Source organism: Paenibacillus sp. EKM211P (genome assembly GCF_011066175.1).
GTDB classification, from domain to species: Bacteria; Bacillota; Bacilli; order Paenibacillales; family Paenibacillaceae; genus Paenibacillus; species Paenibacillus polymyxa.
Map to the genome: position 1 here is coordinate 439,826 of NZ_JAAMNS010000002.1, position 14,194 is coordinate 454,019.

At 38.0% G+C, this 14,194-nt stretch carries 10 protein-coding genes and 1 pseudogene; 4 read left to right on the top strand and 7 right to left on the bottom strand.

Translation table 11 applies throughout. From position 1 onward, the window contains the following. Positions 1-187: 187 nt before the first annotated feature. Genes G9G57_RS05020 through G9G57_RS05030 form a run of 3 tightly spaced genes read right to left on the bottom strand, consistent with a single transcriptional unit; the run spans position 188 to position 3,967 of the window. On the bottom strand, positions 188-2,200 hold the full coding sequence (locus tag G9G57_RS05020) for a DUF3732 domain-containing protein (protein ID WP_164964586.1): 2,013 nt from the start codon (positions 2,198-2,200) through the stop codon (positions 188-190). A 3-nt stretch (positions 2,201-2,203) separates the two neighbouring features. Then, complete coding sequence (locus tag G9G57_RS05025) at positions 2,204-2,686, bottom strand: three component ABC system middle component (protein WP_164964587.1); 483 nt, start codon at positions 2,684-2,686, stop codon at positions 2,204-2,206. 3 nt (positions 2,687-2,689) lie between these two features. After that, on the bottom strand, positions 2,690-3,967 hold the full coding sequence (locus G9G57_RS05030; RefSeq protein WP_164964588.1) for an ABC-three component system protein: 1,278 nt from the start codon (positions 3,965-3,967) through the stop codon (positions 2,690-2,692). 790 nt (positions 3,968-4,757) lie between these two features. Between G9G57_RS05030 and G9G57_RS25765 the strand changes: the two genes are divergently transcribed. From G9G57_RS25765 to G9G57_RS25625, 3 genes are all read left to right on the top strand, one after another. Beyond that, a complete protein-coding gene (locus G9G57_RS25765; RefSeq protein WP_238799253.1) occupies positions 4,758-8,096 on the top strand; it encodes a contractile injection system protein, VgrG/Pvc8 family in 3,339 nt (1,112 codons plus the stop codon). 9 nt (positions 8,097-8,105) lie between these two features. Then, positions 8,106-8,507 (top strand): ribonuclease toxin immunity protein CdiI, encoded by a 402-nt coding sequence (gene cdiI, locus G9G57_RS05045; RefSeq protein WP_225683681.1) that lies wholly within the window; start codon positions 8,106-8,108, stop codon positions 8,505-8,507. A gap of 527 nt (positions 8,508-9,034) precedes the next feature. Beyond that, entirely contained in the window at positions 9,035-9,322 is a 288-nt protein-coding gene (locus tag G9G57_RS25625; RefSeq protein WP_017426819.1) for a hypothetical protein, read from the top strand. A gap of 28 nt (positions 9,323-9,350) precedes the next feature. Here G9G57_RS25625 and G9G57_RS05055 read toward each other — a convergent pair whose 3' ends face one another. After that, entirely contained in the window at positions 9,351-10,007 is a 657-nt protein-coding gene (locus tag G9G57_RS05055; protein ID WP_238799255.1) for a zinc ribbon domain-containing protein, read from the bottom strand. Between the two features lie 378 nt (positions 10,008-10,385). Beyond that, positions 10,386-12,626 (bottom strand): right-handed parallel beta-helix repeat-containing protein, encoded by a 2,241-nt coding sequence (locus tag G9G57_RS05060; RefSeq protein WP_164964589.1) that lies wholly within the window; start codon positions 12,624-12,626, stop codon positions 10,386-10,388. 200 nt (positions 12,627-12,826) lie between these two features. Here G9G57_RS05060 and G9G57_RS05065 point away from each other — a divergent pair. After that, positions 12,827-13,076, top strand: a pseudogene (locus tag G9G57_RS05065) (phenolic acid decarboxylase); the annotation flags it as partial. Between the two features lie 171 nt (positions 13,077-13,247). On the opposite strand, the gene G9G57_RS05070 reads toward G9G57_RS05065, so the two are convergent. Further along, the gene (locus G9G57_RS05070; RefSeq protein WP_164964590.1) at positions 13,248-13,406 is read right to left on the bottom strand and encodes a hypothetical protein; all 159 of its coding nucleotides are present in this window, start codon (positions 13,404-13,406) and stop codon (positions 13,248-13,250) included. Then, positions 13,403-13,699 carry a hypothetical protein gene (locus G9G57_RS25770; protein ID WP_164964472.1) on the bottom strand — a complete coding sequence of 99 codons (297 nt, stop codon included), beginning with the start codon at positions 13,697-13,699 and terminating at the stop codon, positions 13,403-13,405. Before G9G57_RS25770 ends, G9G57_RS05070 begins: the two co-directional genes overlap by 4 nt. Positions 13,700-14,194: the final 495 nt, after the last annotated feature.

Here is a 14,194-nt window from a genome sequence, read left to right on the forward strand (position 1 = left end):
AATTTCTATCTTAAAATCCATGTTTCTCGGGTTTTATAAAGTCATGGTACATTTACCTGTTTGAGAAACAGACAGGAAGATGTAGAGATCAAATATCTACTCTTCAGAGATAGTCCACTCTTCGTGGCTATCAGATCATCTTATAAAAAGGACTCTATACTCACTTTAGCTTTTAATTAAATTTTATTCATAACCATTCCTCGGGGATCAATGCATCATTTCCATCTCTCCACCTCGCAACCACATGTATGTCATGTTCAGCGCTTTTCCACGTAATCTCATCAGCGTGTTCAATTACTATAATTTGAGTGGAATAGTTATTAAGAGTTTTTAAACTTAAATGAGTAGACAGCGCAGTGAATATTTTTTCTACTCTAACTACATCTTCTTGTTTAAACTGCGGTATCTGTTTTTTTTCAATTTCATCGTTTTCTTTTGTGTTTTCGTTTTCGATAACTTTTTCAGGAAAATATACCTGACTGGGCTGGTCTATTACTAAAAAATGAGGAACAGGATTCCAATTTAACCCTTTAAAGAACTCATGCAACGCAAGCATCGTAGCAATATGATATCCCATCCAATTTGCACCACTACCAATTTCCCACAAAAAATCTTCTCTTTTACCAGAGGTCTTCCTTAACGTTAAATTAGTAATATCCAATGAAATAGGGTGATCTGCATCTTCCACTCCAAGAAAATCAGCATATCTATTTATTTTACTAGATATATTTTTTAATGCTTCTTTCAAATTCATCTTAATTTGTTGAGGATTTATTTTTTCTTTTAAGATATTTATCTGCTTTTCAAGTTCTGTCACTTCATCTTGCAAATTGTGATCTTCATGAACAAATCTATAATCTTCTAATGCCTTTTCTAATCTTCCAACAAAACGAAAAACCTCTTGCTCTGTTTGCCTAATTTTCCTAATTTCCTCTGATTCTACTTCTAAATTATTTTTCTGTTTTCTGATGTTATTTAGAGATTTTTCTAGTTCGCTTAACCTTGCTCTAATTTTTACGATTTCTCTATCTAACATATCGTAGGATCTTACAATGTCATTCGAACTTATACTAATTTTAGTTTGATAATTATATAGCCTATTAAGTTCTTCATAAGCGCTACTGTTCTCAGAACCACAGAAAATACATGTAGTACGAGGTTCCACCAATTTTTGAAGCCAGTTAGTTGGTTGTAATCTTTCCTGCTGTTTTTCTAAGGAGTCATGATAAAGCTTCTCAGATTCAAAAAGCCTCGACATCTTATAGAGCTTTTGTCGAAGAGTTCCAATTTCACGAGATAACTCTAGTTCTTCATTCAGAAGTAAATTTAATTCATTAACAGCACTGTTAGTAGCCTGACTTTCAATTAAGAAAATTTTGGAGCTAACTAATTGAGGAACTTCCTCTAGATATTTAATATAGACTTGAGTCGACCATCCAATCATAAAGTCTGGAGCATTTGGAAGTAACCCATACTCTTTTGCTTGTGAGTAATAACTTTTCACTCTATAAATCCAATGTTCTGTAGTACGTTTAACTTCATTTAATTCTTTTATCTTTTTAGAATATTCCTGTTCAAGTTCTTTTAGTTCTTGCCTTAAAATTAGGGTTTCTTTATCTAAAGCACCAAGTACTAACGGGAAAATATTTTTCAAACGCTCTCGATTATCATAAGTATCAGCTTTATAAAATAGTGTATACGGATTAGCAACTATATGTTGAGGCTGAAATTGGAATGCGGAAAAATCTCTGAAACTTGCTCTTTTCCCTGCAGCATTCTCATCAAAATCGTCTGCCAAAGTAAGATAAGGCAAAGCGGCAATCTCATTTAATCTGTTTTTAAGAAAAGTTACATTTCTTTCTGCCGTCGGCCTAGGTAATTTGTCAGTTTCAACATTTTCCCTAATAAAGACTTCTGAGCTTTGACTATGGACTCCTGGTTCTTTTCGAGCAAATAAAGTCTTCTTTCCTTCAACACTAACAACAATTCCAAACCACTCAGTTTTTTCTCTAATTAACCCAACTGGGATTGTGCATTTGGAACTTCCAAGGCAATAATCAATAATTGGTATTATAGAAGATTTACCTTTTTGGCTGTCACCTGTGATTACATTTATTTTGTCTAGTTTAAATTCTAGATTCCTTATTTTTTTGCTAGAATCTCTTGGCCATAAAATAATATTATTAATCTTAAAGTCCATATGTTAAAACCTCACTTTTAAAAGCTGACATAATTCGTTGAATTCAATAGTTGCAAACCAATAGCCAAAACGTTTTGAAGCAGATAATATTTTTTTTATAGACTCTGCGTAACCAAGATTAGAGGTTCCCATTCTAATAGGAACAAACTCATAACTATTATGCTGATACATCAATAATTTTCCAGAAAGGCATAGATTAAGTGATTTTAGTGAGAGTGCTGACATATCTTGCATACGTTCTTGTAAACCTACAAAGAGAGCTTTATCATCATTTAATGAATTAAAAAGCCCTCCTTTGAATTTCCTTTTATATACTGAATTTGTAATGGACTCATTATAAATTAAAGGTAGCACTAACATAAGTGTCGGCAAATCAATTCCTCTTTTTTCTTCCAATGTTTTATAGTACTCTACTGAAAAAGACCAAAGAGCAAGTGAACCCAACGCAATATTTTGAACCACTTCGTATTCATCTAAATCAGTCAAGTTTTATTCTCCTTGTCCAAGCAGCATTTTATATTCAGGATGCCAACCAATTTGTAGCTTATTATTATTAGCTAATCTATGATAACTCCCTCTGGTTAAATAATATTGCTCTGTTGGTTGATCCGCTAACGGCTCTCTATGATCTAATGTTTTTGTCAGAATACTAAAACCCATATCTGCACCAAAATCATTTATATCATCGCATGTTTTCTGTCCTCTTTTATACTTACGGTTAAATTCAGCAAAAATAATTTTCCATCTTTCAAATAGATTTTGATCGAATCTATCCATTTCCTCCTTAGTAATGTTCCCTTGGATACTCAATCTTGTTCTTTCATGTTTACACCTTAAGTAATCCTCAATTGAATCAGTAAGTATGTCATTATCTTGCTCAAGTGCTAGTATATAAAGTTGCCTTACAAAAAGTTCGTTGTATTGAGCTTCTTTATCGACTAAAGAAAGTGGAATTAATGAATGGTCCGTTTCAACAAATGTCTTAAGCTTATATCGAGAAATTATTCTTTGGTAATATTCTGCAAAAGTGTCTCTTGGTAACCAAGCTGGTTTGTCATTTCTCCAACAATTCATTGCAAAATTATGCACCCATCCGAGTAACGAGTCGTATATCTCTGAAAAAGGTAAACTTTCTGGTATAAGTAATTTTGATCTCATCTCTTCTTTTAATCCGTCGCCATAGCTATTAGCATTCCCATCGCACAGAACAACTTTTTCAATCAACATACTTATAGTTTCGCCATCATACTCACAAACCTTCTCTGCGTAAACTTTTACACCAGTGGGAACACCCAAAGCTATATTCCTTAAACTTTTCACACAATTAGTGATCTCCTCTTTAGTTTGAGCAGTAGCAATTGACTTTACTATTCCGTCCTCAATAATTTTATTTGTAACCAAGTGAAACTCAGCGTTTTTCACATCTATTTCTTTGCTTGAAATTGCTTTTAACCAAATATGGAGAGTATTCCACAAATCTTTACTATGGTTACCAAACGGTATATTTTTAGAAATAGAATGCTTATCTTGTTCATACACATTATTTTCATTATCGCTTTTGGCTTGTTTCACAACATCATCTTCTGTCTCAATCCCTATTTTCGCTCCACTTTTGCTATTTACTAGCCAAAACAAGGCTCTTTCGGGTTGGAAGAGATATCCTGCAAGGCTACCGGGAGCTACGTGCTTTTCGTGCTTATCTTTCAGATTAGAAATGACAATCCTCTCCTTGGCCTTTAAAAATAGTCCGTTAAAACTAAAATTCAAAAAAATAAACCTTTTGAACTAGTATCTATTTTCGACATTATGTAACATTTTCCTCCCGAACATATGTTTTACTTTGAATACATTTTTATTAGGCTTCCCCAATTTGATTTTGTGTAATTAAAATTTAGTCAAATATCCCCCCATATTGTTTACTTACAAACAAAACAGAGCCATATATAGGCATATTTACGAGGCTTTTTTCAGCAAAAATATCTTGAAAGGTTATTAGCTTTAATCAAGTGCAGAGAAACAGAATAGCTAGTTATTCAAATTACTTCATCCACATCCTACTACTTTAGAACTACTTAAGGGTTACAAACAGTTAGTGTATGAAGTGAAATCATCTTAAAATAAGCTCCCAACAAATTAAGCAATTAATCTCATAATCAACTGTTATTTCTATAATATGTTCACCTAAGATTCCTCAACACATGCTCCAGATATATTACAAACATTTACTTTCACGTATGCCAAAACGACGGAAAGGATATTACTTACTCTACTTAAAGCTTGCCTCCCACCTCTCTTACTTCCAAAAATGCAAATAGTAAATCTCCCAACGAATGGGTCATTCTGTAAACTAAATCTCGCTTTTAACCGATAAATACATATGCTGGGTTGTTTATTAAATATCACCTCCTGCCCCTTTTTAGCGTACAAACCTTGTTATACATATTTATATGGACTCACTGTTATACTCATCTGCGGCTTCTTTAATCAAAAGCAATTTCAAGAAGACGTGCTTTACTTGGAAATCCCCATCGCATCTAGAAAGGAGTCATGAACTCACTTGAGCGTATTATCAGATGGGATCGGATATGAAAGCCTACGCTTTTATGGTCCCTTTCAGCCACTACACATCGAACAACTTCAAATAACACGTACCATCAACGATCATGCCTATTTACACATCAGTGGCATGCTCTCCGAAGAACAGGGAGCTGCATGCATCGGACAGGATATGGAGCAAGAGCCGATTGTGATTCGTCAGTTGAATGATCAGGGAGAATCGCTGAGAAGGCTGTTTCATGGGATTGTTACACGTATGTCCGTACACTGTGTACGAGGCGTGTATACGTTTGAACTGGAGGCCGCTTCCCATTCATACCAGATGGATATTAAATGTAAAAGGCGCTCCTATCAAGATATTCACCGCACCTATGATGATCTGGTCACTGCGCTGGTTCGAAAATATCAGTACGGAGATGCCATTGATACGGTAAGCAACTATGCCAAACTGGAGACATTTGTTTTACAATATGATGAGACGGATTGGGCGTTTTTAAAACGCCTCGCTTCTCGCTTTGGTTCCGTACTTGTGCCAGAGGTAACCGCAGCCTCGCCCAAGGTTTTCTTCGGGATGCCAGAAGGCAAGCAGCATAAGGTGGAGCGAGATGTATTTTATCGAGTACGGAAAACGTTTCATGAGTTGAATGCGGAAAAGCCGGGAGAACGTGCTGGCTCGTATGTCACCTATATGATTGAAAGCCTTCAATACTATGCACTAGGCGACCTCATCACGTTACCTATTGGACAAGGCAAAGAACTGGTCGTGGTTCGAGCCGTGACAACCTTAGCAGATGGCTTACTGCGTACTCGTTATGACCTTCAAGCTGAACAGAATATTCGCTATGCCCGGTATGAAAACGATCAGACCACCGGGATTTCGCTGACAGGAACGGTGCTGAAGGTACAACAGGATTTTGTACAGCTTCAACTGGAAATTGATCCGAAGCAAGATCCTGCCAAAGCGTGCTGGTTTCCGGTAGCCACCCGTTATGTTGCCGAAGAACATAGCGGCTGGTACGATATGCCTGAAGTAGGAGAACTGGTGGAATTGTATCTGCCAACACACCGCGAACAGGATGCCTATGTAACGGATTCGCTGCGACAACAACGCCACACCAATGGACAGCCGAATGTGAAGGTATGGCAACATGTGCAAGGTAGCGGCGTAGAAATGTCTGAGCATGAGCTGACTCTATCCACCTCCGGTGAATTTTCCATTACACTTCATGAAGGTAACGGCATTACCATCGACAGTCCGGGGAATGTGCAGATTCAGGGTGGTCATGTGAAGCTCGGTGCAGGCGAGGAACTATCACTCGAAGCTGGCACGGCGCTATACTTAAAAGGTGGAGCCAGCAGCATGGTACTGGATGGTGAGACGGATACCAAAGCTCCAGTGATTTATCAGGAAGGAACGGTAAAAGCACCTGTTTTCGTTGCTGACCTCCCTCCTGTGCCTGAGCCGCCACTGATGAGCATCAAAGCCTATGAGGCCGCACAAGCTGCATCAGCAGCTAAGACATCATCGAGCAGCCAAACCTCTACCCCAAAAGCAAAAGTCACCAGTCCAGCAGAGCTTAAACAGGCGAATGCCTTGATGGGTACGGTGTCCAAGCTATTAGGCTCCATTCCAGTGATGGGAAAAGTGGCTGGCGTTGTTGCAGGAGCGCTAAGTGGACCTGCAGGAGGTGTGATTCTGAGAGCAACCGCAGCGATCCCTGTTCGGAGCAAAGGAACCCCTTCCGTTGGAGGCAGTAAGGGGAACGGCATTCATCCGTTGAAACACTTGGCTGGTCTAGCATTACAAGGGTTAATTACTCAGTATGAACATGAGCAAGCGAGACATGCCTACTATAGCAAATGGATTCTGGGGAAAGTGTATACAAGCACACGTCAAATAGTACATTCCGGCAGCCGATTAGAGCTGATCCAAAACTTGCTGACAACATCGAAAACCATGGTTCATGCCTATCAACAGGTACCTAAAAGAGTTAAAGATAGAATGCTGAGGGAATATAAAGAACAAGAAAAAGCTAGGGCTGAAGCTGCTCTTAAAGCAGAAAAAGAAGCTAGAGCTAAAAAAGAAGCTGCACCACCAGAGCTTACAGAAGAAGACTACGAAAAGATCTGGCAGGATTATCGAAGGAACATATATACCGAAGACCGTAGGCCCAAACTTAAACCGGGGAGTTATCGAGGAGAAGATGGTGTTGTACGTACTCGTGACGGTAAACCCGATGTCCAATACTATAGTGAATGGAAACATAATTATCCCGAAGATGATGATTTCTTCATGCAAACTAGGAAGCAAGGTATAACCGAAGAAGAAAAAAAGTGGATGTTCTATGCTATTTCCATAGAAAACCCTCTTATGGTTGGTGGTCGAGGGGGTATGGACAATACTAAAGAATTAGAGGGGATACTTTCAAAACTGGGTAGAGGGAAAGGGTTCTTTAATATTTCTTCTGGAGTAAGTGCAAAAGTAAGAGTCCAGGAATTATTAGCGAGACAACAAATAGAAGCTACAGAAAACGTAGCTTCCCAAAAAATTAACCAAACTCTTGAAACCAAAGGCTACAAGCCACAGCCAAATGAAAGGTTAACAACGAAAAACCAATATAAACAACAGGATCAACAGGCAAGGAAAACGCTACGAGAGACTGCCTCCAAGGCAGCTAGAGAAGAAAATAGTCAAATTCAAAAGAAGGTCATATATAATGTAGCTAAGAGTACAAATACAAGAAAAGCCTCAAATATAAAAGAATATTTAAAAAAGGAAAAAGAAATTGTTAAATCGCAACTGCCTGAAACTGAGGGGACGGGTAATCTTAAGTATAAAGAAGGTTACCATATTGAACATTTAACCGGAGAAGTTGAAAAATGTACGGATTGGAAAGGTGTCAGTGGTGGGCATAATTATGAGGAGTTTAAGAAATTCTTTGACATAAATGGGAAATATGGATATGAAGAAGTAGGAAGAACAAATCATCCGGATATCTCAGGAATATCTGATATTGAATACAGATTAAAGGTTGAAGTAAAGAACTACCAAGGAAAAAGAACAGGCGAATATAAAGTTATTCCAAAAGAAGATAAGCCACCTCTTAAGAAAACCATATATGACCCTAATGTAATCTCCAGTGATGATATTGTTCGATTAGGAAAAGAGGCTATGGAAGAAGGTATAAAATCGCAAAGAGTCAATCAATTGAAAAGCCAAGCAAATAAGCAAATAATCCGAGGAGTTTCAAGTAATGGATTGAAGTTTGAAGGGATAAAAAATATTGATACTGGAGAAATTGAGAACTTTTATCCGGTATTGAAATTTGGAGAAAATTAAGGAGATAACATGATGAACACTGTTTACAATGATAAAAATAAGTTGATTCTCATGTATGAAGAAAAAGGATTTGAAAAAGGCTCAGTCATTGATGTTCTTGGTGATTTTGTGTTGGAACATGATATTGTTAAGGTATTAGAGGGTTTTTTAAACGAGTATATTGAGAGACGAGATTATATGGGAGTAATCTATTCAGATGAATACGATGTTGGGGATGAAGGTTATTTTGGCGAGAATAGGGTTTTGTTTTATTATGGAGTAGATGATAATTATGATATTGTCAGTTATAAAGAACTATATGATTATTTGCAGGTAGCGTGTAATTTCTATATTGAAAAGAACTCAGATAAAAAAGATGAGATAAACGAATATTTATTAAGAATTAAATCCAAATATGGTATTGAAGAATAGTGGTTGGGTATGGCGATTAGTGGAGGGCTGCACGATATTGTGTAAACTAATTTAGAACTCCAACAACAAGATCGTACAATACAACCAACATTGCCACAATACGAGATAGCCACCCGTATTGTGGTCTTTTATCCTATTGAGGTTTGTTGATGAGGTAGACACCACCCAGTGCCGAATGAACCCATCATTCGATCAATAACACATTTAACCCATATAATACGTGTATAAAGATTTCGTCATTTAGTTTGTACGCACACATAAATGCTAGAATTTCATCACCTAAATAACGGTTTTCCGTTACATTGACAGGTCGATTATGGTCAGATGCCACCATGATTGACCTGTTTTTTGTTATCCTTATTACTTAAATAGGGTATTTTTTCAATAATTAAATCTACTTACAAATCCAAATGCAAAATATATTTTTAAAGATAATTCAACATCCCTCCACACAATATAATGACTTGCCATCCCTCCCCATCAGAGTTAACATACACACACTCAAACCACGGGAGGGAAAATACACAATGTCAAATTGGCCAGATTGGTTTCAAGAAGCATTACGCCAACGTTTTTATCAATTTGAACTAGCCAGTGAACGACAGGCTTCATGTTTATCTGAGGACAAAAATCTATTCACTCAAATGGATGAATTCAAAACCAACCAAAACGAAGATATTCAACGTCTGCTATCGGAATGGGAAGAAGCAGTAGGCTATCAACTAAGTCAGGACAAACAATCTACCTATATGAAAGGAGTTAAAGTCGGGATTCGATTGATCCTTCCCATCATACAACCCACAGTTACTCGTTAGCTTTTGATCACTTTAGCCTATGATTCTATTAGTCCAATATTTCATCTATGCTCATTCCACTTTCCAAGGTAAAAACAAAATGCGCTGGTGAGAGAATGGTTATCTTCTCCACCAACGCATTAAACAGGCTATCATCAAATTGTTCCAGTATATCTTCCCGTAAGCTTAGTACTTGAATAATTTCATCCACACGTTCCTTAATTTTTGCTTGCTGCTCTTTCTCCTGCTCTAGTGTCAGCATCTGTTGCCGTAGCTCGTTGAGCTCACTGGAAAGTCTGTTCGTTTCTTCATCATAAACAATTTCATCAATCTGATTCCGCAACTTGAGATTTACCAATTCCTTCAGGTCGGATTTCAATTGTTGCATATGTCCTCCAATTTCAACTAAGGGGTCTCGTTCTACTTTGCTGGAAAGTACCGATTCAATATTGCCCTCCAGCGTTTTAATGAATTCTTTCTTGTTCTCATACATCCGATTAAATACTCGTACAAACGCAGAATGTAAAATTTGTTCATCAACCGATTTGGCATCACAAACTGCTTTACCTTCATTGACATACGTTTTGCATTGCCATACTACTTTTTTGGATGGATTATTGCTGTTCCAGGTTCGGCGTTTAAAAATGACTCCACAGCATCCACAATATACTTTACTGCTCAGTGCATATTTGCTGGAATCACTCAAACCCCTTATAAATCAAGGAACAAACAGCTTACACATGTGCCTTATGTATGTAAATAAAATATATTCCCGCACTCAACTCTAAAGCACTTTTTTGAATGCAGGAACATATTCAAATTGCCCTTAATCACCGGTACATCAATGCTTCTGATCTCGATATATCACTACCACGCACTCCACATGCCTTGAGTGTACAAAAATGATGACCCTAAGGCCTGATCGCCCCTTGGCGGAAAATCTATCGTTTTTAGATCGGAGTCTTTATGTCTTTCTTTTTTTATTTTCTACTGAAAGTGTCCCTCCTGATCCATCTGCCCCAAGGCAGTCTTGGTTTTTCTGACTTTCTGACAATCCTGTCAAACATAAAACCAGTAAAATAATTTATTGCTCAACTACCCCAAAATCATCCACATAAACATATCCTGTACCAGGATTCTTGTAAGCATACACTGTTGCCCTGGTAGCACCTGCTCCGGTTGTAAAAGGAATGTTTACCATTGTCCAGGATGTACTGTCAGATGTTTCGGATGCATCCGTTCCTTCAAAGCCATTAACGCCAATCTGAATCCGCTCGCCTATGTCTGCCTTAACCCAAGCGGTACACATATAGCTGGTATTAGGACTTAGCCCCGTAAGTACCTGCTCGATACCATCTTCTCCGGGTCCCAATTTAACACTCTTAGAGCCGCTTCTTGGTACCGATACACTTGCAGCAGTATCTGAATATGTTGCTTCCCATGGTGAGATTATCCCTTTCTCGAAATCAGATTGCCTTACGTTATTAACATAAAGTAAGCTGACACTCTCAAAAACCGGGTCCGGAGGTGAAGAAAAATCATGCCCGGCAGTCCAGTCAGTTCCACCGAACTCATATGCTCCAATATCCGGTGCCGCACCAACATAATCATTCGTGATTCCAGATATTACAGCCCCTGCATTAATAGCTGGAGAAGTAGACTGCAACCTGAAATCATATGCTGTGGGATTCACAAATAACGGATTGGTTTCTGAGGTAATATTATTTCCCTCTATATGAGTACCAGGCAGTGTAAAGGCTGTAGTAAAGATATTGTTGAAAATTCTGTCGCCATACATATCTGACTGAAAATTACTTCCCCAATATCCTACATTTCCGTTACTGTAGGTGGTATTGTTATAAATCAGGTTAAAATTACTGGGTGTATTCAATCTTATCCCTGTATAGTTTCCCCATACAACATTATGATGCACAATATAGCCCTTGCTACCGTTATCCAGATAGATACCAGTGCCGGAATAATTCTTTGCCAGATTATCATGGATGTAATTATGATGAATTACCGTCCCTTGCCCATCCCAGGCAAATTCATAGAGTATTCCGCAGTCTTTTGTCAGCTTTCCTGCATTGTACAGATTATTATATTGTATCTGGCTGTTTTGGGTAGGCATAAATATCAGATGACGCCCAGCGTTATATACCGTATTATGACTGATTAGATGGTTTGCCCCCAATAGATAGATTGCCGGAATATCCGCTGCCGAATAATTTGCTTCATGAATAAGATTATTAATTACCTTATTTCCTGTTCCCTCTATACTCACCAGATTACCGGAACTGTAGGTCAAAGTACTGTCTCTAAGCTCATTATTGGTACCGGACATAAATATCCCTGTACTGTATTGTCTGGTAACATCCGAATCATGACTGACATATTCCGCAATCATATTAGAAACTTTACAGTAATTAGAATTAGACATTTTAATGCTGGAGGCAAAGATATTAATTCCGGTAATATTTATGTAAGAGTGGGAACTTAAATCAAATGCATAAGTCCGCTTCTTTGCTTCTACTGTCAAAGTATTCGGATCAACTCCACCAGGTGCCCATAAATAAAGTCTGCCAGTAATGCTGTCATAATACCATTCTCCCGCACTGTCAAGATCTTTAAGATTACCAGTAATATAATAGCTGTTACCGCCTGTCGCTGCAGTATCTATTTGATCAAAGGTAATGGAGCCGTCACTTGAGCTGGTAATGGTACTTTTATAAGATTTGTAGCCTGTTCCCGGAACACTCCAAACCGTTTTGCCAACCCAGTATCCAGGTGCCTGAGTTAAGTTTCCATCCTTGATGGTTGTAGTGGAACCGGAATCAACTGTTGCATATGTTGAATTTAAGGGATCAAGTGTTGATGAATTGGGCCATCTAGCTTCAAATTGCATTTGCTTATTAACAAATATCTGATTTTTTGTTCCAAGGGAACCCCTCATTTCCGCATAATAGATGGATCCGGAGTAATTTTTCCAGCCAGTAACCGGATCGGCACCGGATACCGTTACGTTCTCTCCTGTATAAGCCTCAAAGTTTATGGGTTTTGCAGAAGTTCCGGAAGTATGAAGTGTTACTGTTTCCCGGTATGTACCACCTCGTATGATGCAGGTATCTCCGGCTGTCATGGTATCTGCTGCCTTTTGTATGGTTTTCCATGGATTTGATAGTGTACCGGTTCCAGTGATGTCATTCCCCGTTGTAGAAACATAATATACGGAATTTGCCTTTACAGTTTCCACACCCAGATTAAAAGTAAATACATAAATCATCATAATTACAACTAAAAATCTAAAGCCTGTTCTCTTATTCATAGCTTACCTCCTGGAATGAATTCTATTTTTAGATACAGCTTCTACGCTTGGGCCTAAGTTCACTGCTAGGTATGTTCTAATATAGAAATTTGTGTATATATAAGCCCTTAATTATTTAATCGACTTATACCGACTTAAAGTTTATGATTCTTTCGGCGAAGCTTCTCCAATACTGAACCCATCCAGCCATTTCATTGACCATGCATGGTATTATTTTCTTTCCGAAATGGGTGCATGAGCATCCAGAGATTAAAGTACGCTATCAAAATGATTTTCCCTCTAATGGAAGAATCGCGTGAAAAGTATGAGACTTATCCGAAGCATGTAGTTCCTAAATTCGCATATATTACTTTCATTGAAAATGCAGGTGTGAACAACGAGAAGTTGATTGCCCAGGCACCTTACGCGGGCATGACAGATGATATTCGTGCGGGTAAGTTGCAAGCATAGTCAATCAAGACGAATTCAACTAAAAAGCCTGAGCCTGTGTCCCATAACGTAAGACAAATTAAAACACCTACCAACCTGGTCATACCCTGTCTACTTGACAGGGGTATGACCAGGTTGGTAGGTGCCCAGCATCTTTTTTAATGTTCTCTATAACCATCTAATCTCCATTGGCTATTCTTCTTTCTCTTTTTCATCATGAAGCATCATCTCTAATACAACATATACAAACTGTGCTCCGTCCTTCATGCCCTGCCAGTACAAAGCTTCATTCTCCAATGCTTGCTTGTAATGATGCTTATCCTCCCATTCCGAGAATTCAAGTCTGTTCACAATATCGCATCAGGATCAATATTTACGCTAATTCCCAGTCGGTCAACAACCAGGTTCTCAATCGTACTTTTACCGCTTCCATTATTCCCCGCAAATACATACATCATTGGTATATGTTTATGCATGAGAACATCCGTATCCGCAACATGAACAATGTCTCCATTGTTGTATTCTTTTACAATTTGGCCATCCGGCGTTTTATATACAATATAGGTATCGTTCGCTTTCGCATCCAACTTGGCGCGATCTCCTGTAAGCTTAATCAATTTCTCTAGATCTTTAAATTTATCCAAGGGGTTCACCTTCCCTGCATCCGTATTTATTTAAAGTAATTGCACCACAGCAAGTTGATTGCACGTCCCAGAAGGGAATAACCTTATTGCTTGAGGAATTCTTACAGGTAGCGTAAAGAAAAGAACGCCAAACTAAGGACGCTCTCTTGAATACTCACATTTTCAGTTAAATACATCGGATGTGTCCAACCACTTTAAATCCAAAAAAATCGAAACATTTATTTTGTTGTGCCATACCTTATTTCTATAAACTTTTCCCCAGCTCGTAAAGGACATAGGAAGCTACAATTAAGCACCTCTATATATCGACTCGACATAGCTTTACTACGGCCTCAACGTCTGTCGAGAGGATGAAACGGATTTACTTGAAATTAACTCGTTCCATTTTAAAAATAATAGTTCAATTTCCTTCTATTTCTTTTTCAGCTAAGCTAGCATGCTCTCGATAAGTCCCTTCCAGCTTAAAATGGATTTTTCTAATAATTTTATGGATGC

Excerpts from the sequence above, each read along its gene's own strand:
- G9G57_RS05020 (WP_164964586.1), bottom strand. The coding sequence starts at position 2,200 with ATGGACTTTAAGATTAATAATATTATTTTATGGCCAAGAGATTCTAGC.
- cdiI (WP_225683681.1), top strand. The coding sequence starts at position 8,106 with ATGATGAACACTGTTTACAATGATAAAAATAAGTTGATTCTCATGTAT.
- G9G57_RS25625 (WP_017426819.1), top strand. The coding sequence starts at position 9,035 with ATGTCAAATTGGCCAGATTGGTTTCAAGAAGCATTACGCCAACGTTTT.
- G9G57_RS05060 (WP_164964589.1), bottom strand. The coding sequence starts at position 12,626 with ATGAATAAGAGAACAGGCTTTAGATTTTTAGTTGTAATTATGATGATT.